Consider the following 23,691-nt stretch of genomic DNA (forward strand, 5'->3'; position numbering starts at 1 on the left):
TCGCCGTCGGGGCAACCGTCGCCACCCTGAGGGGGCTGTCCCTACCGGGGGTCATGAAAGGGCAGGTCACCGGCCCCGGCTAGGGGTCGGTCAGACCAAGGTATTAGGGGGTACTTCAGGGCACGTTCGGGCCGATCTCCGATGTTCGCAAAGTCCGCGTTCCACGAGCTTGGAGGCATGAAGGGATTGCTTGTCAGTGGTTTCGCGGCCATCGCCGCCGGGAGCGGCGCGATGCTCAGCCTGCACGCCGGATCCGACCTGGACCCGTTCCACAGCGTGATCAGCGAGTATGTCTGGCAGTCGGCCGGCTGGCTGCTGCCTGCCTCGCTGACGCTGTTCGCCGCGGGCGCCGCGCTGATCGCCGAGGCGATGCGGCGGGCCGGCCTGAGCCGCTGGATCGTCGCGCTGCTGCTGGTGTGGGGGGCGAGCATGTTCCTGATCGGGGCCTTCCCCACCGACCGGCCGGGCGTGCCGCTGTCGCTGTCGGGCGGCATCCACCGCTACGCCGCTTTCGCCGCCTTCCTGGTGATGCCGGTGGCCGGGTTGCTGCTGGCCAGGGCGAAGATCCGGTACGCCGGGGCGATGCGGGTGCTCAGCGGGCTGGCCCTGGCCGCGCTGGTGCTGGTCGTGATCCCGTACGTGGTGCGCATGTTCGGCATCCCGCTGAGCAACGACGACATCCCGGCGGGGGTGACCCAGCGGGCCGTGGTCGTGACCGAGCTGGCCGTGCTGGCACTGGCCGGGCTGTCGCTGCTCAACCCGTCGGCCCGGCGCGCGGTGTCGCCGGTCATGGCGTGAGCTCCCACCAGGCTTGAACTGCGCGGCTCTGGAAAGGGGAAGGGCCCCTACCTCGTTTCCAGGAGTGGCTGAGATGACGATTTTGATCGCGTACGACGGTTCTGACGACTCCAAGGCCGCCATCGCCTTCGCGGGCGAGCTGTTCCGCGGCCAGCGGGCGGTCGTGCTGACGGTGTGGGAGCGGCTGGCGATGACCTCCGCCAGGGCGTCGGCGGGGCTCATGGTGGCGCTCGACCAGTCAGGGGCCGAGGACGAAGCCATCAGGGAGGCGATGACCGAGCTGGCCAGGCGCGGGGCCGAGCAGGCCCGCCAGGCGGGGCTGGACGCGACGCCGCGGTGCGACGTGGACTCCGTGGCCGTCTGGTCGACCATCGTGGACGTCGCCGACGAGCTCGACGCCCAGCTCATCGTGACCGGCACCAGAGGGCTGGGCGGGGTGCGGTCGCTGCTGCTGGGCAGCACGTCGGACCGCGTGCTGCACCACGCGCACCGGCCGGTGCTGGTGGTCCCGGGTCCGGACGGCAAGGGCGACTGACCGGCCGCCCCAGGCGTTCACCTGGGCGTTGATGCGGGACGCCGGTGCTGTGCGGCAGAGTGGGTGCCTCCTGGAAGCGTGAGAGGAGGCCCGACGGTGCCGGACGAGCTGGCGAGGCGGCTGGGGACCACCGACGCGGTCGTCGTGGGGCTGAGCGCGATGATCGGCGCGGGCGTGTTCGCCGCCTTCGCCCCGGCCGCGGCGGCGGCCGGCCACTGGCTGCTGGCCTCGCTGGCGCTGGCCGCCGTCGTCGCCTACTGCAACGCCACCTCCTCGGCCCGCCTGGCCGCTCTCTACCCCGAGTCGGGCGGCACCTACGTCTACGGCAGGCGCCGCCTCGGCCCCCTGTGGGGGTACCTGGCGGGCTGGGGCTTCACGATCGGCAAGACCGCCTCCTGCGCGGCCATGGCGCTCACGTTCGGCTCCTACGCCCTGCCCGGCCTCGAACGGCCGCTCGCGATCGCCGCGGTGGCCGTGCTGACCGTGCTCAACCTGTTCGGGGTGCAGCGCTCGGCGGGCCTGGCGCGGATCATCGTGGCGTTCGTGCTGGCCGTGCTGGTCGTCGTGATCCTGGCCGGGCTGGCGGGCGACGGCTCGGCCGGCTTCGGCTGGTTCGCCTACACGCCCGGGGCGGAGGTGTTCCTGCGGAACGCGGCGGACCCGGCCCAGGCCGGCGGCTGGGGGGTGATGCAGGGCGCGGGGCTGCTGTTCTTCGCGTTCGCCGGATACGCCAGGATCGCCACCCTCGGCGAGGAGGTCCGCGATCCCGCCCGCACCATCCCCCGGGCCGTCGGCATCGCGCTGGGCATCACGCTGGCCGTCTACACGCTGGTCGCCGTGGCCGCGCTGCGTACGCTGCAGCCCGAGCTGCTGGCCACGTCCCGTGCGCCGCTGGCCGACGTGGTCAGGCAGGCGGGGTTCGGATGGCTGGTGCCGGTGGTGGGGGCCGGGGCGGCGGTGGCGGCGCTGGGCGCGCTGCTGGCGCTGCTGCTGGGCGTCTCGCGTACGGTGCTGGCCATGGCGCGCGAGCGCGACCTGCCCGGCGTGCTGGCCGCCGTGGACCCGGTGCGGCAGGTGCCGAGGCGGGCCGAGCTGGCGGTCGGCGGCGCGGTGATCGTGCTGCTGCTCGTGGCCGACCTGCGGGAGGCGATCGGCTTCTCCTCGTTCGGGGTGCTCGTCTACTACGCCGTCGCCAACGCCTGCGCATTCACACTCGGCCGCGACGAGGGCGCGCCGCCCCGCGCCGTCCCCGTGCTGGGGCTGGCGCTGTGCCTGGTGCTGGCGGCCACGCTGCCGATGGCGTCGGTGGTGGCGGGCCTGGCGGTGTTCGCGGCCGGGCTGGCGATCTACGCGGTACGGAGAGCCCGCGCCGGTTGACGGAGGCCGGGTGAGAGCCTAGGTTTGCGCCACACCGACCAGCCGGTATGGAGGCGTGCATGCCCACCGTCGAAACCCTGCGCGGCCCTGTGGACGTCGGCGAGCTCGGGCAGACGCTGATGCACGAGCACGTCTTCGTGGTGGCCACCGAGCACCTGGACAACTACGGCAGGGGCGCCTGGTGGGACGAGGAGTTCCGGGTGGCGGACGCGGTCGCCAAGCTGAGCGCGGCGGCCGCGAAGGGCGTGCGCACGATCGTGGACCCGACGGTGTGGGGCCTGGGCCGCTACATCCCGCGCGTCCAGCGGATCGCCGAGCAGGTGCCCGGCCTGCACATCATCGCCGCCACCGGCATCTACTCCTTCGAGGAGCTGCCCCACCAGTACGAGCACCGCGGCCCCGGCCTGGTCATCGACGTCCCCGACCCGATGATCGACGACTTCGTCCGCGATCTCACCGTGGGCATCGCCGACACGGGGGTCAAGGCGGCCTTCCTCAAGTGCGTGGTCGAGGCCAAGGGGCTCACGCCCGGCGTCGAGCGCATCTGCCGGGCCGTCGCCCAGGCGCACGTACGCACCGGCGCGCCGATCACCGTCCACACGAACTCGTTCACGCAGAGCGGCCCGCTCGCGCTCGACCTGTTCGCCAAGGAGGGCGTGAACCTGGAGAAGGTCGTCGTCGGGCACGCCGGCGACAGCAACGACCTCGACTACCTCATGCGGATGGCCGACACGGGCGCGATCCTCGGGATGGACCGATTCGGTCTGGACCTCTACAACCCGACGCCGCAGCGCGTGGCCACGATCGCGGCCCTCTGCCGGCGCGGATACGCCGACCGGATGGTCCTCAGCCACGACGCCGCCTGCTTCATGGACTACTTCGGCGGCGCCTGGGACGAGGCCCGCCCCACGCTGGCGCCGAACTGGCGCTACGATCACATTCACGACGACGTCTTGGCCGCCCTGCTGGACTCGGGTGTGACCGATGACCAGATTGAGCAGATGCTGGTGTTCAACCCGAAGCGCTACTTCTCGTAAAGTGGGTGGATCGGGAGAGCGACGCGGGTAGGTGGAGCTGGGTGACTTCGGAGCAGGCCTTGTCGATCAGCCTCGGGCTCCAGGGACCCTGCGTCATCGCGCGGTTGACGGGGGATTTCGACTTCGGGTCCGCGGCCGAGGTGCGCGACCGCGTCACCAAGGCGCTCGATCTCACGCAGCCCCCGATGCTCGTCATCGACATGCAGGCCGTCAGCGTGTGCGACTCCTCCGGGCTCTCCGTGCTGGTCTACCTGCACAAGGCGGTCACGGCCTCGGGCGGGCGGCTGCTGCTGTCGGGGCTGAACGGCCGGTGCAAGCATCTGTTCGCGATCACCGCGCTGGACAAGTTCTTCGATATCCGCAGTACGGCGGAGCTGGCCATCGCCGAGCTCAACGAAGAGGGGAATTCGCCGCCGTTTACCGGGTAGTGCCCGTTCATGTCGGCCGAAGAGCCCGATCTGCTCGGTACGTACCTCGAGCAGATCGGAAAGACCCCCTTGCTCTCCGCCGCGGACGAAGTGGAGCTCGCCCGGCGGATCGAGGCAGGCCTGTACGCGGGCCATCTCATCGAGCGTGGTAAGGGCACGCCAGAACTCGAACTCGTCGCGCTCGATGGCAAGCGCGCCAAGGACCTGCTGATCAGGTCCAACCTCCGGCTCGTGGTGTCCGCCGCCAGGCGGTACTCCTACCGGGGGCTCCCGCTCCTCGACCTCATCCAGGAGGGCAACCTAGGGCTGATCAGGGCGGTGGAGAAGTTCGACTACACGCGGGGATACAAGTTCTCCACGTATGGGATGTGGTGGATCCGCCAGGCCATCGAGCGGGGCATCCACGACAAGAGCCGTACCGTGCGGCTGCCGATCCACGTCGCCGAGGAGCTGTCGCGGCTGATCAGGGTGGAGCGGCAGCTCTCGGCGGCGCTGGGCCACGAGCCCACCGACACGGAGCTGGCCGAGGCGGCCGAGCGCTCGATCGGCCAGGTCGCCGCGTTACGCAGGCTCGGTCAGGACCTGGTCAGCCTCGACGTTCCCGTCGGCGAGCACGGCGAGGGCCGCATCGGCGACATGATCGCCGATGAGGACGGGCTGCAGGTGCAGGAGCTGACCGAGCGCCGCGCGCTCAGCGCCGAGCTGCGCCAGGTGGTCACGACCCTGCCGCCGCGGGAGGCGTTCGTGATCAGGCTCAGGTACGGGCTGACCGGAGAGGAGGTCCGCACCTACACGGAGATCGCACAACATCTCGGCCTCACGAGGGAGCGCATCAGGCAACTGGAGAAGCAGGCGCTGAGACGGCTCAGGCAAGGCGGGCCGCTGCTGGCGTGGGCGTCTTGACCAGGCCAGGTCAGGGGCAGATAAGCCCGACATAAAGGGATAACCGTTTCGTATCACATCATGCCCGGCAAGTCCGACTAAGTGGTCTGTCGGGTAGTAGTCGGGACACCGACATGTCGCTGCCACAGGGGGAAGCGACTGTCTCGACGATGGGGGCGAAATGTTCAGACGCCTTGCTGCCGCGGCCTTAGTGGCCGCCGCCGCGACCACGCTCATGGCGGCACCCGCGGAAGCCACCAGCGCGCAGCTCATCCGGACCAAGGTCTACTGGGGCAAGTGTGAGGACACCTGCCGCGTCAAGGTGCGGATCACCAACATCTCCCGCAAGAACCTGTTCAGCGTCAAGCTCAACGTCAACCTGAAGGTGAACGGCCGCAAGGTCGGCTCCTGCTCCACCAACGTGGGCCGCATCGCGGCGCGCAAGGTACGCCACGTGGGCTGCACCGTGCGTACCGAGCGGCTGTCCGACGCGTGGGACGCCTACGCCGACGGGCGCAGGGACTTCGACCTCTACGCCAGCACGCGCGTGTCGTACAGGTACTACCGCTGACGACCAGGTACTACCGCTGACGACGGCTGAAGGGGCCGGGACGCCCGGCCCCTCCGAGGCTCACGCGGTGACGAGGAGCGCCACTCCGATCAGCACCACGACCGGGACGAGCCACATCACGACCTCGCCGGCGAACTCCTTGTACATCGCGCAGGTCTCCTTCGCATCAGGGGGCGGGGCAAACGTCAATGCGCAGCATAGCCGCCCCCGCCCGCTGCTCGATCCGCCGCCCTCACGCCGTCACGGCCCGCCCGCTGCTCGATCGGCCGGCCTCACGCCGTCACGGCCCCGTCGGAGGCGGAGCCGACGGTCGCCACGTACTTGGCCAGCACCCCCCGCTCGACCGCCCGCTCGGGCCGCACCCAGGCGGCCCGCCGCTCGGCCAGCTCCGCCTCGGGCACCAGCAGGTCGAGGGTGCCGGCCGCGCTGTCGATGACCACCGGGTCGCCGTCGCGCACCAGCGCGATCGGCCCGCCGTGGTACGCCTCCGGCGCCACGTGCCCGATCACCAGCCCGTGCGAGACCCCGCTGAAACGGCCGTCGGTGACCAGCGCCACGGAGCCGCCCAGGCCCCGGCCGACCAGCGGGCCGGTGATGGAGAGCATCTCGCGCATGCCGGGGCCGCCCGCCGGGCCCTCGTACCGGACCACGATGACGTCCCCGGCCACGATCCGGCCCTCCTGGATGGCGACGTAGCAGTCGCTCTCCGAGTCGAATACCCTCGCGGGGCCCTCGTGCCGGAAGTCGTCCTTGCCGCCAAGCTTGAGCACGCACCCGTCGGGCGCCAGCGAGCCGCGCAGGATGGCCAGCGCGCCACGCTGCTTGAACGGCCGCTCCGCGCTCGCCACCACCTGCTGCCCCGGCGTCTCCCGCGCCTGCGCCGCCACGTCGGACAGCGAGCGGCCGTCCACCAGCGTGACGTTCTCGCGCAGCAGCCCCGCCTCCAGCAGGCGGCGCACCACCAGCGAGGTGCCGCCGGCCCGCCACAGGTCCAGCGCGGTGGCGTCGCCGCCGCTCGGCTTGAGCCCGGTGATGATCGGGACCTGGCGGCAGACCTCGCCGATCCGGTCGATCTCCAGCGGCAGCCCGGCCTCGCGCGCGATGGCCAGCAGGTGCAGCACCGCGTTCGTGGAGCCGCCCATGGCCGCCACCGACACGATCGCGTTGTGCAGCGCGTCCTCGGTCAGCACCCGCGAGGGGCGGGCGTCGCGGGCCAGCGCCTGCATGGCGAGCTCGCCGATGCGGCGGGCCGCGGCGTCCTTCTCCTCGGCCACCGCGGGGATGTCACCGATGCCGAACGGGGCCAGGCCCAGGAACTCGGCGACCGTGCCCATGGTGTTGGCGGTGTACTGGGCGGCGCAGGTGCCGGCGCCCGGGCAGGCGTGCCTGGCCAGGTCGTCCAGGTCGGCCTGGTCCATCCGGCCCACCTCGCGCTCGCCGAGCGCCTCCCACATGTCCTGGATGGTCACGTCACGGCCGCGCCAGCGGCCCGGCATCATGCTGCCGCTGTAGAGCACCACCGACGGCACGTCGAGGCGGGCCAGCGCCATGATCGCCGCAGGCACCGTCTTGTCGCAGCCGACGATCGCCACCAGCGCGTCGAACTGGTGGGCCCGGCCCATCAGCTCGATCGAGTCGGCGATGACCTCCCGGCTGATCAGCGAGGTCCGCATGCCGGGCGTGTGCATGGTGAGGTTGTCGGAGACCGCGATGGTGTTGAACTCCATCGGCAGCCCGCCCGCCGCCCGCACGCCCTCGGCCACCTCGGCGGCCAGCTCGCGGTGGGTCAGGTTGCACGGCATGGTGCCGGTCCAGGTGGAGGCGATGCCCACCACGGGGCGGCGCATCTCCTCCTCCGACAGGCCCATGGCGTACAGGTGGGAGCGGGCCGGTGCGCGGTCGGGATCGTCGGCGATGCTCAAGAGGGTTCCTCCGGTGTACGGGTCTCGGCACCTCAATGATCCAAGGTCCGGATCCGGTGGCGGCGCCCGCCCCCCTCACTGCTCGCGCAGGCCCCAGGGAGAGCCGTACTCGACCAGCAGATCCAGGAACGGGCGCGGCTCGAACGCCTCGGGCCCCAGCACGCCAGCACCGCGCCAGACCCCGCCGGCCAGCAGTTCCAGCGCGATCACCGGGTTGACGGCGGTCTGCCAGACCACGGCCTGCGAGCCGTACTCGCGCATAGACCACTGGTTGTCCACCACGTGGTAGAGGTACACCTCGCGGGGCCTGCCGTCCTTGACGCCCTTCACCCAGGTGCCGGCGCACGTCTTGCCGTGCATGCGCTCGCCCAGCTCGGCCGGGTCGGGCAGCACGGCGGCGACCACGTCGCGCGGTGACACCCTGGCGGTGCCCTGGTCGGTCCTGACCGCGACCGGCTCGGTACGGTCCACGCCCAGCGCGTGCAGGGTCTTCAGGGTGCCGATGAACTCCTCGCCCAGCCCGTACTTGAACGTCACCCGCTGCGCCGGGATCCACCTGGGCACCAGCACGACCTCTTCGTGCTCGACGTTCACGCACTCCACGGGGCCGATCCCGTCGGGGAAGTCGAAGATCTCGGGCTCGCTGAACGGCTCCGTGGTGTACCAGCCGCGGCCCTTCTCGTAGATGAGCGGCGGGTTGAGGCACTCCTCGATCGTGGTCCAGATGGAGAAGGAGGGGGCGAAGTCGTAGCCGTCCACGGTCAGGTTCGCGCCGTCCCTGATCCCGATCTCCTCGATCTCGTCGAAGAGCTCGTCGGCGGCGTACCGGGCGAAGACGTCGGCCAGGCCGGGCTCGACGCCCATGCCGACCAGCGCCAGCCGCCCCTTGGCGGCCCACTCGGGCGCGCGGGCGAACTGCTCGTCGCCCAGCTTGACGCCCACCTCCTGGTACGGGCGGTCGGGGTGCGGCTTGGACATCGACATGGCCATGTCGAGGTAGTGCACGTCGGCCGCGAGGGCGGCCTCGAACAGCGGCAGCACGAACCGGGGGTCGGTCGCGTTCAGCAGGACGTCGCAGCGGTGCTCGGCCAGCAGCGCGGTGACGGCGCCGGTGTCGGCGGCGTCGATCCTGGCGGGGGTGAATCTGGCGGCCTCGTCGCCGAGCGCCGCGACGGCCGCCTTGGCGCGGGGGAGGTCGTAGTCGGCGACCACCATGTGGTCGAAGAAATGTCGGCGGGCGGCGATCCGGGTGATGGCGGTTCCCACACCGCCTGCTCCTACGAGAAGGATACGCATGACGATAGATCCCCTTTTATGGCTTTTTTGGGGGGTGTGTCGTACATCAAACGCTCGTATGCTCATCAACGTCAATGGTGTTGGCATAAGGGAGGCGTTCCATGGCCAAGCGGGTGGTGCCGGAGGCGGCGCGCCGGCGGCGGCGTCCCACCAAGCAGGGGCAGGTGCTCAGCCACGCGCTCATCGTGGAGACGGCGCTGCGCATGCTGCGCGAGCACGGGGCCGCCGGGCTCACCGCCCGCCGCCTCGGCCTGGCGCTCGGCGCCGACGCCAGCACCGTCTACCGGTACTTCCGCGGCATGGACGACCTGCTCCTGGCCATCGCGGACGAGCTGTTCGGCCGGGCCATGGCCTCGTTCCGGCCCACCGGCGACTGGCGGGCCGACCTGCGCGAGCTGGGCACGCGCATCCACAACGCGTACCTGGCCCACCCGCAGGCCGCCGTGCTGACCGCCAGCCGGGTCACCGGCCGGCCGAACGAGGTGGCCAGCGACGAGACGATCATCGGGATCCTGCGCGGCGCCGGGTTCCCCGACAGGGACGCGGTGCGGATCTACCACGCGTTCATCGATCAGAGCCTGGCCTTCGCCATCCTCGACGCCGCCACCCTCGCCCTGCCGAAGGCCGCCAGGGAGGCCGACGAGGAGGTGTGGCGCGACACGTACGCGCGGCTGCCGGCCAGCACCCACCCCAACATCGCCGCCACCGCGCCGCTGCTGGTCGCCAGGATGAACGACAGCGCGTACCCGACGGCGCTCGACCTGCTGCTCGCCAGCGCGGCGGCCCAGCTCGCGGGGTAGACCCCCGGGCATGCCGGAAGGTCACCTGATCCACCGCCACGCCCGCGAGCAGCACGCGGCCCTGGCCGGCCACGTCGTGCGCGCCGCCGGCCCGCAGGGCCGCTTCGACGCCCGGCCGTACGACGGGCGGGCGCTGGCCGGGGTGGAGGCGGTCGGCAAGCACCTGCTCTACCACTTCGAGGACGGCCTGCCGGCGATCCACGTGCACCTGGGCATGCGGGGGATCTTCCTGCGCTACGACGATCCGGCCGCCGAGCCCCGGCGCGGCACCCGGCTGCGGCTGGCCACGGGGGAGGTGGCGTACGACCTCATCGCCCCCTCCCGGTGCGAGCCCCTCGGCGCGCCCGGCGTCGGCGCGCTGTTCGCCTCGCTCGGGCCCGACCCGCTGCGCGAGGACGCGTCCGCGCCCGAGGCGGTGCGGCGGCTGACCGCGTTCCGGGGGCCGATCGGGGCCGGGGTGCTCGACCAGGGGGTGTGGGCGGGCCTCGGGAACGCCTGGCGGGCGGAGCTGCTCTTCCTCCTGGGGCTCCATCCCGGCACGCGTGGCCTCGACGCGGAGACGGCGCTGCGGTTGTGGGAGGCGGCGGTCACGTACCTCGCCCTGGGCCGGGACGCGGGGCAGGTGGTCAGCGACCCGGCCGCGCCCGACGAGCGCTGGGTCTACAAGCGCGAGCGCTGCCGGCGCTGCGGCACGCCCGTCGAGACCTGGCAGCTCGCCTCCAGGACCGCGTACGCCTGTCCACTCGACCAGCCCGCCCCTTACGAGGTCTAGCGGTCGCGCGCCAGGCGCTTGTGCAGCGAGGCCAGGGAGTCGTCGGCCATGAGGGCGGGCAGGCGGGGCGCGTCCTGGTCGATCTGGCGCAGCACGGCGGGGTGGCCGCCCTGATGACGGGTCCAGGCGCGGACGACGTCGGGCATGGCCGCGATCGCCGCCTCCGACAGGATCGCCTCCCTGGGCAGCCACTGGGTCAGGAACTGCGCGGCCCTGGCGGGGCTCCACCACAGCGGGCGGTCCCCGACGAACTCGACCAGCTTCCCGAACGCCTCCTGGGCCCCGGGCTCGTCGGGCAGCACGATCTCGGTGGCCGTGTCACGGGCGCGGCCGGGCTCACCAGGCTCGGAGGCCCGGGGTTCCGGCGTGGTGTCGTGCGTGCGGGTGAGGGCGGCGCGGGCGCGGGCGATGGCGAACGGGCGCACGGCGGGCAGCGTGTCGGCGACCTGTGCCCCCATGACGCGGTCGGTCAGCTCGAAGGCGTCCAGGATCCGCGCCGCCACGCTCTCGGGCGGCGTCGGCCGCAGGTCCAGCTCGTCGAGGAACTTGGCCTCCTCGACCACCGCGTCCACGGCCAGGCCGCCGCTGGGCTGGTCGATGCCGACGACGAGGACGTGCGGCTCCTTGCCGTTGTCGTACCGGAAGGAGAGGGCCGCCAGGACCTGCTCGCCGTAGGGGTCGGCCTTGCCGTACCAGCCGCCGTCGCAGGTGACGCGGCCCATCCGGCGCACCCATCCGGGCAGGCTCTCGATCACCGCGTGCGGGTCTTCGGGGCCCGGACCGCCGACCGCCGCCAGGGCGGCCAGGGCGAGGCGCGCCTCCCGGCCGCTGTCCTCCTCCGACCGCCGCAGGAACGCCTCCGCCTGCTCCGACGCCTCCAGCTCGGCCGCGAGCCCGGCCGCCCACAGCTCGGTGCGCAGCGGGGAACACCATCTGAGCAGGTCGCGGGCCTGGGTGATCGCCGTGTCGAACGCAGTCGTGCTCACCCTTAGACCGTATCGTCACGGCGTACCGGCGGCGGTCGTCACCGCCGGAGGCCCCGCGGGGTGATCACGGTGGCCAGGCCGTCCAGCAGGCGTTCCAGGCCGAAGGCGAACAGCGACTCCAGGTCCAGCTCCGCGCCCGGCTCGGTGATCCGGGCGATCAGCGGCCCCTCGAACGGGAGCCGCGCCGCGACCCACTGCTTGCTGGTCAGCCCCGTGTCCAGCTCGGCGCCCGCCTCGCTCTCGATGTTGATCGCCGTTCCCCGCACGAAGTTGACCAGCGTGCCGTAGACGTGCAGCCGGGTGCCCGGGTCCAGGCCGACCTCGTCGAGCGCGCGTAAGGTCCACTGCCCGTACGCCAGCAGCCCAGGCAGCGCGACCGGCCGGGTGATGGACACCAGCCGCGGCAACCAGGGATGGCGATGGTAGGCGGCCCACTGCAGCTGAGCGGCCACCCTCAGATGGGAACGCCATCCCGGCGGCGGCTCCGGATACTCGATCTCGGCGAACGCGGCGTCCGCGATCAGCTGGGTGAGCTCGGCCCTGGCGTCGAGATGCCGGTGGAGGGTCATGGTGGCGACCCCGAGCTTGGCCGCCACCGCCCGCATGGACAGCGCCGCTAGGCCGTCGGCGTCGGCGATCTCCAGGGCCGCGCGGACGACGCGGTCACGTTCCAGCCCTCCGGCGGAACGCGACGGCAGCCTCCGCGAGGCGATCACGGCACCGACCCGGGACGTGGACTCGATGGCGCCCGCCTGCTTGAGCGCGGCCAGCGCCTTGGTCGCCGTCGCCATCGCGACGCCCCACTCGCTCATGATCGCCCTGGTCGTGGGGACCGGATCGCCCGGCCGCAGCTCTCCCTCGGCGATGCGGCGCTCGATGTCGGCCACGATGCGCAGGTACGGCGGTCGCGGATCATTCACGCCGCCATGCTGCCATGCCCCGGCGATCGGGCTCAGTGATCGGGCAGCCAGTTGCCGTGCAGGCCGAGGGGCACCCTGGCCGGGAGGTGGACCCGCGCGACGGGCTCGCCGGTGAAGTCCTGCGCCGAGAGGATCACCAGGTCGGCGGCCCCGCGCTCGGCGTCGTGCACGTACGTCAGCAGGAACCCCTCGTCCTCACCCGCACCCGTACCCGCGAACACGGCCTCCCCGACCGCCGCATCCCTGCCGAACCCGTGCACCTCGGCCGTCCCCCGCTCCAGGTCGTGCTTGACCAGGGCGTTGGTGAAGGCGTCGTCGGACGGTTTTCCCTCGGGCGTGAACGGGATCCCGTACAGGGCGGTCGCGGCCGCATAGCCGTACCGGTACGGCAGGGTGGCCCGCGCCTCGTTCACGCGGGGGAAGTCCTGGGGCCGGTCGTCGAGCCGCCGCTGCCGGATGCCGTCCGGCGTGATCGTCCAGCGGTCCAGCGCGGGCCGGATCGCCCCGGGGTCGGCGGGATCGAACGGCCCCTCGGCCGTGACCACATCGACCACGACGCCGTCGCCGTCGTCGTAGGCGTTGAGCGTGTGGCTGACGTGCACGGGCTCGACGTCCACCCAGCGCACCTCACCACCGGCCCGCGGCATCACGCCCACCCGCGTCGGGTGCCCGGGCAGCCACCGGCACTCGAACCCGTCGAACCCCAGCGGAGTGTCCCACAACACCACGTGCGACTCGGTGAGCGCGAAGTCGTGCAGGAACGGTGTCCTGGTCATGGGGATGGTGGTGGTCCTGGCGACGTTCCCGCCGGTGTCGGTCACGATGTGCTGGACGAAATCGTGGCCCGGCATGTACGACAGCGAGTGCAGCTCGCCGGTGAGCGGGTCGTGCTTGGAGTGCGCCCCCGCCGTGAACCCCTGGGCCGTGCCGCCCAGGTCGCACGGGCCCACCGTGTTCAGCTCCGCGTCCAGCTCGGCGGGCGGCAGGCCACCCTCGGCCAGGGCGAAGACGCGCCGGGCGTGCTCGAACACGTGCACCATGGGCGCGAAGCCCGGCGTCCGTACGAACCGGTTCCTGTACCACTCGGCCCGGCCGTCCCGCAGCCGCACGCCGTGGACCATGCCCTGGCCCATGCCCCAGATGTGCACGGCGGGGTCCTCGACGTTCAGCGGGTTCGGGCCGTTGCGCAGGTAGCGGCCGTTCAGCTCGGCGGGGATCCGGCCGGTGACGGGGAGGTCGAAGGCGGTGACCTCTTCGGTGACGGGGGCGAAGGCCCCTTCCAGGTACTTCATGCGAGCACCGTACGAACCACGGCGCCCCACCCCGGCGCCACGCGGAACATCACCGGGCTGTGCACTAGTGCAAGGCCTGCGCCCGGCGGGGCGCACGGCGCCCGCACGGCACCGGCGTGGCGTCCGCACGGCGAGGCGCACGGCGCCCGCATGGCGTCCCGCGTGCATGGCGTCCCGCGTGCACGGCGTCCCGCGTGCACGGCGTCCCGCACACCTGTCGGCACGTCCACGCGACCCCGGTCTCGTGCATGCCGCAGCCCGGGCCCTGCGCGCAGGGGTGCGCGCAGGGCCCGGGCCGTTGTGCGTTCGTGCTAGCGGTTGTCGCCGGTCAGGCCCGCCTTGCGCAGGGCCTCGGCCATGGCGCCGGTCGGTGCGGGCCGGTCCTGACGGCGCTGGCCGCCCCGGCCGTCACCGCGCCCGCGCTGGCCACCGTCGCCATTGCGCTGACCATCGCCCCTGCCACGACCACCGTCACCGCGGCCACCGTCACCGCGGCCACCGTTCCCGCGCCCGCCATCACCGCGACCGCCATCACCGCGACCACCGTCACCTCGGCCGCTCCCGCGACCGCCGTCACCACGCGCCCCCTGGCCGCGCCCAGGCTGGCCGTCGCCGCGCCCTTGGCGGCCGGCGCCCTTGCGAGGCCCCTCGCCGCCCTGCTGGGCCGCGGTCTCGTCCTCCAGCCGCAACGTCAGGGAGATGCGCTTGCGCGGGATGTCCACGTCGAGCACCTTCACGCGGACGATGTCACCGGGCTTGACCACGTCACGCGGGTCCTTGACGTAGTTGCGCGACATGGCCGACACGTGCACGAGCCCGTCCTGGTGCACGCCGACGTCGACGAACGCGCCGAACGCCGCCACGTTGGTGACCACGCCTTCCAGGATCATGCCGGACGTGAGGTCGGAGATCTTCTCCACGCCCTCCTTGAAGGTGGCGGTCTTGAAGGCGGGACGCGGGTCGCGGCCCGGCTTCTCCAGCTCGCGCAGGATGTCGGTGACCGTCGGCAGGCCGAAGGTCTCGTCGGTGAAGTCGTCGGGCCGCAGCGTGCGCAGCGCCGCCGTGTTGCCGATCAGCGCCTTGAGGTCGGTCTTGGCGGAGGTCAGGATGCGCCGCACCACGGGGTAGGACTCGGGGTGCACGCTCGACATGTCGAGCGGGTCGTCGCCGCCGCGGATGCGCAGGAAGCCCGCGCACTGCTCGAACGCCTTCGGCCCGAGGCGCGGCACGCTCTTGAGCGCCGCGCGGGTGCGGAAGGGGCCGTTGGCGTCGCGGTGCCGGACGATGCTCTCCGCCAGCGTGGAGCCGATGCCGGACACGCGGGTGAGCAGGGGCGCCGAGGCGGTGTTGACGTCGACGCCGACGGCGTTGACGGCGTCCTCGACGACCGCGTCGAGCGAGCGGGAGAGCTTGGACTCGGCCAGGTCGTGCTGGTACTGGCCGACGCCGATCGACTTGGGATCGATCTTGACCAGCTCGGCCAGCGGGTCCTGAAGGCGCCGGGCGATGGAGACCGCGCCGCGCAGCGACACGTCGAGCTCGGGCAGCTCCTGCGAGGCGTAGGGGGAGGCCGAGTAGACCGAGGCGCCCGCCTCCGAGACCACGATCTTGGTGAGCCCGGGCATGTGCTGGATCAGCTCGCCGGCCAGCTTGTCGGTCTCGCGCGAGGCCGTGCCGTTGCCGATGGCGACCAGCTCGACGCCGTGCCGCTGCGCGAGCGCGCCCAGCACCGCCAGCGACTGGTCCCACTGCCGCTTGGGCTCGTGGGGGTAGATGGTGGCCGTCTCGACGACCTTGCCGGTGGCGTCGACCACGGCGACCTTGACGCCCGTACGCAAGCCGGGGTCGAGCCCCATCGTCGGCCGCGCGCCGGCCGGAGCGGCGAGCAGCAGGTCGCGCAGGTTGGTCGCGAACACCCGCACCGCCTCGTCCTCGGCCGCCTGCCACAGCCGCATGCGCAGGTCGATGCCCAGGTGCACGAGGATGCGGGTGCGCCAGGCCCAGCGCACGGTCTCGCTCAGCCACTTGTCGGCCGGCCGGCCCTGGTCGGAGACGCCGAACCGGGAGGCGATGCGCAGCTCGTAGTCGGGGCTGTCGTCGGGCTCCAGGGTGACGGAGAGGATCTCCTCCTTCTCGCCCCTGAACATGGCCAGGATCCGGTGCGAGGGCAGCTTGGTGAACGGCTCGCCGAACTCGAAGTAGTCGGAGAACTTGGCCCCCGCCTCCTCCTTGCCCTCGCGCACCTTCGACACCAGCCGCCCGTGGCTCCAGAACTGCTCGCGCAGCCCGCCGATGAGGTCGGCGTCCTCCGCGAAGCGCTCGATCAGGATGGCTCTGGCCCCTTCGAGCGCGGCGCCCGCGTCGGCGACGCCCTCGGTGACGAAGCCCTCGGCGGTGGCCGCCGGGTCGAGCGTGGGGTCGGCGAGGAGCTGGTCGGCCAGCGGCTCCAGCCCCAGCTCGCGGGCGATCTGCGCCTTGGTGCGCCGCTTGGGCTTGTACGGCAGGTAGATGTCCTCGAGCCTGGCCTTGGTCTCGGCGGCCATGATCTGCTCGCGCAGCTCGTCGTCGAGCTTGCCCTGAGACTCGATGGACTCCAGGATCGCCGCCCTGCGCTCCTCGAGCTCGCGCAGGTAACGCAGCCGCTCCTCCAGCGTGCGCAGTTGCGCGTCGTCGAGGGTGCCGGTGGCCTCTTTGCGGTATCGCGCGATGAACGGCACGGTCGCGCCGCCGTCGAGCAGGTCGACGGCCGCCTGCACCTGCCCTTCGCGTACGCCGAGCTCTGCGGCGATCCGCTGGTGAATAGAGAGCACTTGCCTGCCTTTCGATGGTCCCGCCGGTCAATTGTGCAGGACGACGCCGTCCTTCATGACCAGAGTGCGCGCAGGGTGAACGACCACCGCCTCCGCCGGGCTCCCGGCGGGCACCACGACGAGGTCGGCCCGGTCGCCGGGAGCCAGGCCGTAGTCGTCGAGCCCCAGCGCCCGCGCGCCGCCGACGGTGGCGGCCTCCAGCGCCAGCTCGATGTCGTCGTCCCTGCGGAACGTGCTGCGATAGGCGAGGTGCATGGCCCGCTCCAGCATGTCGCCGCTGCCGTACGGGCCCCACAGGTCGCGGATGCCGTCGTGCCCGCACGCGACCGTGACCCCGGCGGCCCGCAGCTTCTTGACGGGCGGCACGGGGAAGCTGTAGACGGCCGCCGTCACCACCGCGACGCCGGCCTCGGCCAGGCTCTCGGCCAGACGGTCCTGGTAGGCGTCGTCGAGCTGGCCCAGCGCGTACGCGTGGCTGACCGCGACCCTGCCGCCCAGCCCGAGCACCTTCGTCCGCTCGATGATCAGCTCCAGCTCCCACCCGCCCAGCGAGCCCCCGTCGTGCAGGTGGAGGTCGAGATGGGTGCCGTAGCGCCCGGCCAGGCCGAAGACCAGGTCGAGGTGGCGCACCGGGTCGCGGTCGATGCCCGCCGGGTCGAGCCCGCCGACCGCCTCCACGCCGCTCTTCAGCGCCTCCTCCAGCAGCTCGGCCGTGCCCGGGTTGGTGAGCACGCCGTGCTGGGGGAAGGCGACCTGGCGCACGTCGATCGGGGAGCCCGCCGCGGCCTCGCGCACGGCCTCCACCCCCCGCAACCCCGCTTCCGGGTCGATGTCGGTGTGGGTGCGCACGTGCGTGGTGCCGGCCGCGCTCATGCGCTCCAGCAGCGCGGCGATCCTGGTCACGCTCGGCACGCCCAGCTCGGCGCGGCGGCCGAGGTCGTTGGAGATGCGGCCGGAGAGCGTGTCGTCGGCGGAGTGGGGCACCCACGGCCCGCCGTAGAGGGTCTTGTCGAGATGGCAGTGGGCCTCGACGAGGCCGGGCAGGACGAGCTGCCCCGCCACGTCGAGGACCCGGGCGCCGGGTGCGTCGATCGGGCCGAGTGAGACCCGGTCGATGCGGCCGTCGCGGACCAGGATGTCGGCAGGCGCTCCGAGCCCCCAGGGGAGCCCGCCGCGCAGCAGCACGTCGGTCATGCCCAGCACCCTAAAGGGCGGGACCGACGATTTCGCTGCCTCTGGTGTGACGGTTCTGAAGACCTACTCGACGACCAGCTTGACGGGGATGTTGCCGCGGGTGGCGTTGGAGTACGGGCACACCTGGTGGGTGGCCTCGACGAGCTCCCGCGCGACCTCCGGCGCGAGGTCGTCCGGCAGCTCCACCCTGAGCGTGGCGTCGAGCTGGAAGCCGCCCTTGCCGTTGGGCGACAGGCCGATCTCGGCCGTGACGGCGGCGTCGGAGACGTCGATCTGCTTGCTCCCGGCCACGAGCCGCAGCGCCGAGGCGAAGCAGGCGGCGTAACCGGCGGCGAACAGCTGCTCGGGGTTGGTGCCCTCGCCGTCGCCGCCCAGCTCCTTCTGGAGGGCGAGCTTGACGTCGAGCTTTCCGTCGGAGGAGACCGCGCGGGCGTCGCGGCCGGACGAGGTGGCGATTGCGGTGTACATGATCCCGGCTCCCTAGATAGACAGACCTGTCTGTGCATCTGAGACTAGACAGGTCTGTCTGGTACCGTCAACAGGTGAGCGCAGAAACGCGGAGCCCGGCGCGGACCCGGGTGCTGGAGACCGCCGCCCGCCTGTTCTACGGCGAGGGCGTCCACGCGGTGGGCGTCGACCGGATCATCGCGGAGGCGGGCGTCGCGAAGGCGACCTTCTACCACCACTTCCCGAGCAAGGACGAGCTGGTCAGGGCCTACATTCTCGATCAGAGCGCGAGGCAGCGCGGCCTGGCGGAGAGCATGCGCGAGGGATCACCGCGGGAGCGGCTGCTGGCCGTCTTCGCGTTCATGTGCGAGTTCGGCGCCGGCCCCGCCTACCGGGGCTGCGCGTTCGTCAACACGGCGGCCGAGTATCCCGACCCCGCGCATCCCGTCCGCCAGGCCATCGCCGAGCACCGGCGCTGGAACCGCGACCTCTACCGCGACCTCCTGGCCGCCGACGGCCACCCGGACCCCGAGCGCACGGCCGACGTGCTGCTGCTGGTCAGGGACGGCCTCGTGGTCGGCTTCGACCTCGACGACCCCGCCACCGTCAGGGCCGCCGTCGACGAGACGCTCGCCCGCGTGCTGAGGCCCTGAGCAGCGCGTGCCGAGGCCCTGAGCAGCGCGTGCCGGGGCCCTGAACGGCGCGTGCCGCGGCGCTGATCAGATGGCGTCGAGGTGGGCGACGTTCGCCACGTCGGCCGGGTCGGTGCTCGGGCGCCCCGCCAGCCAGGCGTCCAGGATCTCGTCCAGCACCACCTCCGAGGTGAGCCGGAGGCTGAGCGCCAGCACGTTGGCGTCGTTCCACTTGCGGGCGCCGTCGGCGGTGTAGGCGTCCACGCACAGGGCCGCGCGCACGCCGGGCACCTTGTTCGCGGCGATCGACGCGCCCGTGCCGGTCCAGCAGCAGACGACCGCCTGCTCGGCGCGGCCCTCGCTGACGTCCCTGGCGGCCAGCTCGCAGGCCCACGCCCAGTCGTCGCGCTCGCCGTCGTCGAGCGCGCCGTGGGTCACGACCTCGTGCCCCCGCCGGCGCAGCTCGGACACGACCCGCTCCGCCACGCCGTCCCTGCTGTCGGCAGCCACCGAAATCCGCATGCGTCCCTCCTCCTTCACCTTCCAGGGTAGAGGTGGCACGCGGCCGTGAGACTGGCGTCAGAAGGCCTTATGTGCTTGGTTGTGGCGACATATGCGACTTGAAATGAACGACATTCCGGCCCTCGCCCGCGGCTGCGCCGTGCTGGGCACCGGCGGCGGGGGAGACGTGCGTACGGGATCGCTGGCCGCGATCAGAGCCATCCGCGAGTACGGCCCCGTACCCCTGCTGAAACTCGACGACCTGCCGGGCGACGCGCTGATCCTGCCGCTGTCCGGCATCGGCGCGCCGACCGTCAGCCACGAGATGATCCACGGCGAGGACGAGCCGAAGCGCATCGCCGAGGAGGCCGAGCGCATCTTCGGCCGCCCGCCGAGCGCGATCATGTCCTCGGAGATCGGGGGCGCCAACGGCGTCGCGCCCGTCGCCTGGGCCGCCCAGCTCGGGGTGCCGCTGCTCGACGCCGACGGCATGGGCCGGGCCTTCCCCGAGGTCCAGATGGTCTCGATGTACGTGGCGGGGATCCCGGCCGACCTCGTGATCATGTCCGACGTGGCGGGCAACGTGGTGACGATCCGCCCGGTCGACGGGCTGTGGTCCGAGCGCATCGCGCGGGCCGTCTGCGTGGCGGCGGGCTCGCACGCGCTGATGTCCGACTACCTGCTGACCGCCGACCGGGCCAGGGGCGCGGTCATCGAGGGTACGGTCACCCGCGCCCTGGAGATCGGCCGGGCCACCGAGGGCGCGGCGGACCCGCTGGCCGCCCTGCGTGACCGCCTCGGCGCCACCAGGCTCATCACCGGCAAGCTGACCGACGTGGCGCGGCGCACCACGGGCGGCTTCGTCAGGGGCACGGCCACGATCGAGGGCACCGGCGACGACCGCGGCCGCCGCCTGACCCTGGAGCTGCAGAACGAGAACCTGGTCGCGGACGAGGGCGGCCGGATCCGCGCCATGGTGCCCGACCTCATCACGGTCGTGGACACCGAGACCGCCGCCGCCATCCAGACCGAGGCCCTGCGGTACGGCCAGCGCGTCACGGTCCTCGCCTGGCCCTGCGACCCGCTCTGGCGCACCCCGAAGGGTTTGGAGACGGCCGGGCCGCGGGCGTTCGGCTACGACCTGGGCTACGTGCCCGTGGAGGAGCTGTCGCATGGCTGACCTGCGCATCGGGATCGACGTCGGCGGCACGAACACCGACGCGGTCGTGCTGGACGCCGACGGCCGGGTGATCGCCAAGGCCAAGCGGCCGACCACCCCCGAGGTGACCGAGGGCCTGCGGGCGGCACTCGACGCCGTGCTCGCTGAGCTAGGCAACGGCCGCGAGCACGTCACCCGCGTCATGCTCGGCACCACGCACGCCACGAACGCCATCCTGGAGCGGCGCGGCCTCGGCCGGGTGGCCGTGGTACGGCTGGGCGCGCCCGCCACCACCGCCGTGCCCCCGCTCTCCGACTGGCCTGACGACCTGCGCAAGGCCGTCTCCGCGGGCGAGGCCATCGTGCCCGGCGGCCACTACGTGGACGGGCGCGAGATCAGCCCGCTCGACCTGGACGCCGTCCGCCGCTTCCTGGACGGCGTGCGCGCCGACGCCGTGGCCGTCACCAGCGTGTTCAGCCCCGCGGACGACGGGCACGAGCGGCGGGTCGAGGAGCTGGTCAGGGCCGAGTACGGCCTGCCGGTCTCGGTGAGCAGCGAGATCGGCTCGCTGGGCCTGCTGGAGCGCGAGAACGCGACCGTGCTGAACGCCGCGCTCTACGGCGTCGCGGCCCACGTCACCGACGCCCTGGTCACGGCACTGGCCGAGCGCGGCCTGGGAGAGCGGGGCCGACGTGAGCAGGGCCGACGTGAGCAGGGCCAGGGGGCGCAGGGCGCGCGAGGGCAGGGGGCGCAGGGCGCGCGAGGGCAGGGGGCGCAGGGCGCGCGGGGGCAGGGGGCGCGGCCGTACCTGGCGCAGAACGACGGCACGCTCATGACGCTGGAGCACGCCGCCCGGCTGCCCGTCTCCACGATCGGCTCGGGCCCGGCGAACTCCCTGCGCGGAGCCGCGTACCTGTCGGGAGTGGCCGACGCGGTCGTGGTGGACGTGGGCGGCACGTCCACGGACCTCGGGGTGCTGGCAGGCGGCTTCCCCCGGGAGTCGGCGGCGGCGGTGGAGATCGGCGGGGTGCTGACGAACTTCCGCATGCCCGACATCCTGGCCATCGCCCTCGGCGGCGGCACCGTCGTGCGCCCGCACGGCCTCGGCCCCGACTCGGTCGGCTACCGGATCGTGCGCGAGGCGCTGGTGTTCGGCGGGGCGACGGCGACGATGACGGACGCGGCCGTCGCGGCGGGCCGCATCCCGCCGGGCGCCGAGGACTGGCGCGACCGCCTCCAGGGAGGCAGGCAGGGTGACATGTCGGAAGAAAACGCAGACATTCTGGAAAGCGCGGTTACCCGGGCCGACCGGATGGTGATCGACGCCGTGGACCGGATGACGCTCGGCAGGACTGACCGGCCCCTGGTGGCGGTGGGGGGCGGGGCGTTCCTGCTGCCCGATCACATCCCCGGGGTGAGCCGCGTGATCAGGCCCGAGCACGCCGAGGTGGCCAACGCCGTGGGCGCCGCCATCGCCCTCGCGAGCGGCAGAGTCGATACGATCTTGCCAGCGGGAGACAGCCGGGCGGCGGCGATCGAGAGCGCCAAGGAGGAGGCGCGGGCGCGAGCCGTGGCGGCGGGGGCCGACCCCGCCGGAGTCGAGATCGTGGACCTCCTCGAGGTGCCGCTGAGCTATCTCTCGGAGCCCGCCGTGCGGGTGCACGTCAAAGCAGCCGGACCCCTCGCCCGGTGACACATCGAAAGGACCCCCCACCATGCGCTGGCACAAGCGTCTGCTCGTCGCCGGGGTAGCCGGTGTCCTCGCCCTGACCGCCTCCGCGTGCGCGGGCGGCCAGGTGCGCGGCGCCGGCGGGACGCCCCGGCCACAGGCGAGCAGCGGCAGTCCGGCAGATCAGACAGGCGGGCAGGCCAACGACAGCACGTTCGTCTACGCGCCGAACTCCGACGTGGTCACCGACTGGGACCCGGCGACCTCCTACTCCAACGAGATCGTCGCCCTGGCGAACATCTACGAGGGCCTCACCAGGTACGACTCCCAGACCAAGCAGGCCGAGCCGCGCCTGGCGACCGAGTGGACCTCCTCGGACGACGGCAAGGAGTGGACGTTCAAGCTGCGGCAGGGCGTGAAGTTCCACACCGGCGACCCGATGGACGCCGAGGCCGCCAAGAAGGCGATCGAGCGGACGATCGAGAAGAAGGGCGGCGCAGCCTACATCTGGGACCCGGTGGACGAGATCGAGGCGGTGGACGCGGGCACGCTCAAGTTCACCCTCAAGTACCCCGCCCCGCTCGACCTGATCTCCTCCTCCGGCTACGCCGCCTGGATCTACGACGTGGACGCCGTGGACGCCGACGGCAAGACCACCGCCGGCACCGGTCCGTACACGATCGACTCGTGGAAGAAGGGCGAGGAGAACGAGCTCGCGCTGAAGGCGTACGAGGACTACTGGGGCGGCTGGAAGCCCGAGCAGTACAAGAAGGTGACCTTCCGCGTCACGCCGGAGATCACCACCGCCTGGCAGCTGCTGCAGAAGGGCGAGGTGAACTTCGTCAGGCGCCTGAACCCGCAGCTCTTCGCCCAGGCCGGCACCACGCCGGGCGTGCAGAGCGCGCAGGCGCAGTCGTTCCAGAACCTGCTGGTGCTGTTCAACACCGCCGACGGGCCCACCAAGGACGTCAAGGTGCGGCAGGCGCTGCAGCTCGCGATCGACTACGACGGCCTGGCGGCGGCGCTGGAGGGCTCGGGCGTGAAGGCCAGCGGCCTGGTGCCGCAGGGCCTGCTCGGCCACGTGGACGGCATGGAGCCCAAGCAGGACCTGCCCAGGGCCCAGCAGCTGCTCGCCGACGCCGGGTACGGCCCCGACCTGGAGGAGCTGGAGCTCGACCTGACCTACGCCATCGGCGACGAGGACCAGAAGCTGCTGGTGACGCTGCTCAGCTCGACGCTGAAGCAGCTCAACGTGACGCTGCGGGCCAAGCCCATGAGCTGGAGCGCGCAGTGGGACCTGGGCAAGAAGGGCGGCCAGGACCTCTTCGTCATGTACTGGTACCCCGACTATCCGGACGCCTACTCCTGGTTCCTCAACGTGTTCAAGAGCGCCGACAAGCCGCAGTTCAACCTGTCGTACCTGAAGAACGCGGAGATCGACGCGGCCATCGACAAGCTGCCCGAGCTGACGGCCACGGACCGGGCGGCGGCCGAGGAGGAGTACAGGAAGCTCCAGCAGCAGATCATCCAGGAGGAGGCGGCGGTCGCGGTGCCGTACGTGCAGCGCTACCAGCGCGCGCTGTCGGCGGACGTCCAGGGCTACCAGGACAACCCGGCCTATCCCAGCGTGGTCTTCTTCTACGAGCTCACGCGCGCCGGCTAG

The 23,691-nt window shown here is 72.3% G+C and carries 23 protein-coding genes; 13 read left to right on the top strand and 10 right to left on the bottom strand.

Features of this window, described 5'->3' with window-relative positions:
- Positions 1–177 precede the first annotated feature (177 nt).
- From HD593_RS08040 to HD593_RS08070, 7 genes are all read left to right on the top strand, one after another.
- Entirely contained in the window at positions 178–798 is a 621-nt protein-coding gene (locus HD593_RS08040; RefSeq protein WP_185101563.1) for a DUF998 domain-containing protein, read from the top strand.
- Between the two features lie 73 nt (positions 799–871).
- On the top strand, positions 872–1,333 hold the full coding sequence (locus HD593_RS08045) for a universal stress protein (protein ID WP_185101564.1): 462 nt from the start codon (positions 872–874) through the stop codon (positions 1,331–1,333).
- A gap of 96 nt (positions 1,334–1,429) precedes the next feature.
- The gene (locus HD593_RS08050) at positions 1,430–2,710 is read left to right on the top strand and encodes an APC family permease (protein ID WP_312903394.1); all 1,281 of its coding nucleotides are present in this window, start codon (positions 1,430–1,432) and stop codon (positions 2,708–2,710) included.
- Between the two features lie 59 nt (positions 2,711–2,769).
- A complete protein-coding gene (locus HD593_RS08055; RefSeq protein ID WP_185101565.1) occupies positions 2,770–3,747 on the top strand; it encodes a phosphotriesterase family protein in 978 nt (325 codons plus the stop codon).
- A gap of 41 nt (positions 3,748–3,788) precedes the next feature.
- Positions 3,789–4,175 (top strand): STAS domain-containing protein, encoded by a 387-nt coding sequence (locus tag HD593_RS08060; RefSeq protein ID WP_168010020.1) that lies wholly within the window; start codon positions 3,789–3,791, stop codon positions 4,173–4,175.
- Between the two features lie 9 nt (positions 4,176–4,184).
- Positions 4,185–5,078, top strand: coding sequence for a sigma-70 family RNA polymerase sigma factor (locus tag HD593_RS08065; protein WP_185101566.1), 894 nt, complete (start codon positions 4,185–4,187; stop codon positions 5,076–5,078).
- Between the two features lie 160 nt (positions 5,079–5,238).
- On the top strand, positions 5,239–5,628 hold the full coding sequence (locus HD593_RS08070; protein WP_185101567.1) for a hypothetical protein: 390 nt from the start codon (positions 5,239–5,241) through the stop codon (positions 5,626–5,628).
- Between the two features lie 60 nt (positions 5,629–5,688).
- On the opposite strand, the gene HD593_RS63260 is transcribed toward HD593_RS08070, so the two are convergent.
- From HD593_RS63260 to HD593_RS08080, 3 genes are all read right to left on the bottom strand, one after another.
- On the bottom strand, positions 5,689–5,817 hold the full coding sequence (locus HD593_RS63260) for a hypothetical protein (protein WP_281402447.1): 129 nt from the start codon (positions 5,815–5,817) through the stop codon (positions 5,689–5,691).
- A gap of 83 nt (positions 5,818–5,900) precedes the next feature.
- Positions 5,901–7,550: a dihydroxy-acid dehydratase gene (gene ilvD / locus HD593_RS08075; RefSeq protein WP_185101568.1), complete on the bottom strand. Its 1,650-nt coding sequence runs from the start codon at positions 7,548–7,550 to the stop codon at positions 5,901–5,903.
- Positions 7,551–7,625: 75 nt separating this feature from the next.
- Positions 7,626–8,846, bottom strand: coding sequence for a saccharopine dehydrogenase family protein (locus HD593_RS08080; protein ID WP_185101569.1), 1,221 nt, complete (start codon positions 8,844–8,846; stop codon positions 7,626–7,628).
- Between the two features lie 101 nt (positions 8,847–8,947).
- On the opposite strand from HD593_RS08080, the gene HD593_RS08085 reads away from it, so the two are divergent.
- Together HD593_RS08085 and HD593_RS08090 are read left to right on the top strand one after the other, a co-directional pair.
- Complete coding sequence (locus HD593_RS08085; RefSeq protein ID WP_185101570.1) at positions 8,948–9,646, top strand: TetR/AcrR family transcriptional regulator; 699 nt, start codon at positions 8,948–8,950, stop codon at positions 9,644–9,646.
- Positions 9,647–9,656: 10 nt separating this feature from the next.
- Entirely contained in the window at positions 9,657–10,418 is a 762-nt protein-coding gene (locus HD593_RS08090) for a DNA-formamidopyrimidine glycosylase family protein (protein ID WP_185101571.1), read from the top strand.
- Here the strand turns inward: HD593_RS08090 and HD593_RS08095 are convergent.
- From HD593_RS08095 to HD593_RS08120, 6 genes are all read right to left on the bottom strand, one after another.
- Positions 10,415–11,404, bottom strand: a complete 990-nt coding sequence (locus HD593_RS08095; RefSeq protein ID WP_185101572.1) for a hypothetical protein — start codon at positions 11,402–11,404, stop codon at positions 10,415–10,417. The two genes, HD593_RS08090 and HD593_RS08095, sit on opposite strands and share 4 nt — an antisense overlap.
- Before the next feature lie 38 nt (positions 11,405–11,442).
- Entirely contained in the window at positions 11,443–12,324 is an 882-nt protein-coding gene (locus HD593_RS08100) for a GntR family transcriptional regulator (protein WP_185101573.1), read from the bottom strand.
- 32 nt (positions 12,325–12,356) lie between these two features.
- Positions 12,357–13,616, bottom strand: a complete 1,260-nt coding sequence (locus HD593_RS08105; RefSeq protein ID WP_185101574.1) for a carotenoid oxygenase family protein — start codon at positions 13,614–13,616, stop codon at positions 12,357–12,359.
- A 311-nt stretch (positions 13,617–13,927) separates the two neighbouring features.
- Positions 13,928–16,426: a Tex family protein gene (locus HD593_RS08110; RefSeq protein ID WP_185101575.1), complete on the bottom strand. Its 2,499-nt coding sequence runs from the start codon at positions 16,424–16,426 to the stop codon at positions 13,928–13,930.
- A gap of 27 nt (positions 16,427–16,453) precedes the next feature.
- Positions 16,454–17,620 carry an amidohydrolase gene (locus tag HD593_RS08115; RefSeq protein ID WP_185101576.1) on the bottom strand — a complete coding sequence of 389 codons (1,167 nt, stop codon included), beginning with the start codon at positions 17,618–17,620 and terminating at the stop codon, positions 16,454–16,456.
- A 63-nt stretch (positions 17,621–17,683) separates the two neighbouring features.
- Positions 17,684–18,088 carry an organic hydroperoxide resistance protein gene (locus HD593_RS08120; protein ID WP_185101577.1) on the bottom strand — a complete coding sequence of 135 codons (405 nt, stop codon included), beginning with the start codon at positions 18,086–18,088 and terminating at the stop codon, positions 17,684–17,686.
- Positions 18,089–18,162: 74 nt separating this feature from the next.
- Between HD593_RS08120 and HD593_RS08125 the strand changes: the two genes are divergently transcribed.
- Positions 18,163–18,720: a TetR/AcrR family transcriptional regulator gene (locus tag HD593_RS08125; RefSeq protein WP_185101578.1), complete on the top strand. Its 558-nt coding sequence runs from the start codon at positions 18,163–18,165 to the stop codon at positions 18,718–18,720.
- Between the two features lie 66 nt (positions 18,721–18,786).
- Here the strand turns inward: HD593_RS08125 and HD593_RS08130 are convergent, their stop codons facing one another.
- Positions 18,787–19,221: an RpiB/LacA/LacB family sugar-phosphate isomerase gene (locus tag HD593_RS08130; protein ID WP_185101579.1), complete on the bottom strand. Its 435-nt coding sequence runs from the start codon at positions 19,219–19,221 to the stop codon at positions 18,787–18,789.
- Positions 19,222–19,324: 103 nt separating this feature from the next.
- Here HD593_RS08130 and HD593_RS08135 point away from each other — a divergent pair, with 103 nt between their 5' ends.
- Genes HD593_RS08135 through HD593_RS08145 form a run of 3 tightly spaced genes read left to right on the top strand, consistent with a single transcriptional unit; the run spans position 19,325 to position 23,691 of the window.
- Positions 19,325–20,380 (top strand): DUF917 domain-containing protein, encoded by a 1,056-nt coding sequence (locus HD593_RS08135; protein ID WP_185101580.1) that lies wholly within the window; start codon positions 19,325–19,327, stop codon positions 20,378–20,380.
- Positions 20,373–22,052 (top strand): hydantoinase/oxoprolinase N-terminal domain-containing protein, encoded by a 1,680-nt coding sequence (locus tag HD593_RS08140; protein ID WP_185101581.1) that lies wholly within the window; start codon positions 20,373–20,375, stop codon positions 22,050–22,052. Before HD593_RS08135 ends, HD593_RS08140 begins: the two co-directional genes overlap by 8 nt.
- A 22-nt stretch (positions 22,053–22,074) precedes the next feature.
- Entirely contained in the window at positions 22,075–23,691 is a 1,617-nt protein-coding gene (locus HD593_RS08145) for an ABC transporter substrate-binding protein (protein WP_185101582.1), read from the top strand.

The sequence above is a fragment of the Nonomuraea rubra genome (assembly GCF_014207985.1).
GTDB classification, from domain to species: domain Bacteria; phylum Actinomycetota; class Actinomycetes; order Streptosporangiales; family Streptosporangiaceae; genus Nonomuraea; species Nonomuraea rubra.

Coding starts and splice junctions, on each gene's coding strand:
- HD593_RS08040 (WP_185101563.1), top strand. CDS start 178: ATGAAGGGATTGCTTGTCAGTGGTTTCGCGGCCATCGCCGCCGGGAGC.
- HD593_RS08045 (WP_185101564.1), top strand. CDS start 872: ATGACGATTTTGATCGCGTACGACGGTTCTGACGACTCCAAGGCCGCC.
- HD593_RS08055 (WP_185101565.1), top strand. CDS start 2,770: ATGCCCACCGTCGAAACCCTGCGCGGCCCTGTGGACGTCGGCGAGCTC.
- HD593_RS08065 (WP_185101566.1), top strand. CDS start 4,185: ATGTCGGCCGAAGAGCCCGATCTGCTCGGTACGTACCTCGAGCAGATC.
- HD593_RS08070 (WP_185101567.1), top strand. CDS start 5,239: ATGTTCAGACGCCTTGCTGCCGCGGCCTTAGTGGCCGCCGCCGCGACC.
- HD593_RS08080 (WP_185101569.1), bottom strand. CDS start 8,846: ATGCGTATCCTTCTCGTAGGAGCAGGCGGTGTGGGAACCGCCATCACC.
- HD593_RS08085 (WP_185101570.1), top strand. CDS start 8,948: ATGGCCAAGCGGGTGGTGCCGGAGGCGGCGCGCCGGCGGCGGCGTCCC.
- HD593_RS08090 (WP_185101571.1), top strand. CDS start 9,657: ATGCCGGAAGGTCACCTGATCCACCGCCACGCCCGCGAGCAGCACGCG.
- HD593_RS08105 (WP_185101574.1), bottom strand. CDS start 13,616: ATGAAGTACCTGGAAGGGGCCTTCGCCCCCGTCACCGAAGAGGTCACC.
- HD593_RS08115 (WP_185101576.1), bottom strand. CDS start 17,620: ATGACCGACGTGCTGCTGCGCGGCGGGCTCCCCTGGGGGCTCGGAGCG.
- HD593_RS08120 (WP_185101577.1), bottom strand. CDS start 18,088: ATGTACACCGCAATCGCCACCTCGTCCGGCCGCGACGCCCGCGCGGTC.
- HD593_RS08130 (WP_185101579.1), bottom strand. CDS start 19,221: ATGCGGATTTCGGTGGCTGCCGACAGCAGGGACGGCGTGGCGGAGCGG.
- HD593_RS08135 (WP_185101580.1), top strand. CDS start 19,325: ATGAACGACATTCCGGCCCTCGCCCGCGGCTGCGCCGTGCTGGGCACC.
- HD593_RS08140 (WP_185101581.1), top strand. CDS start 20,373: ATGGCTGACCTGCGCATCGGGATCGACGTCGGCGGCACGAACACCGAC.
- HD593_RS08145 (WP_185101582.1), top strand. CDS start 22,075: ATGCGCTGGCACAAGCGTCTGCTCGTCGCCGGGGTAGCCGGTGTCCTC.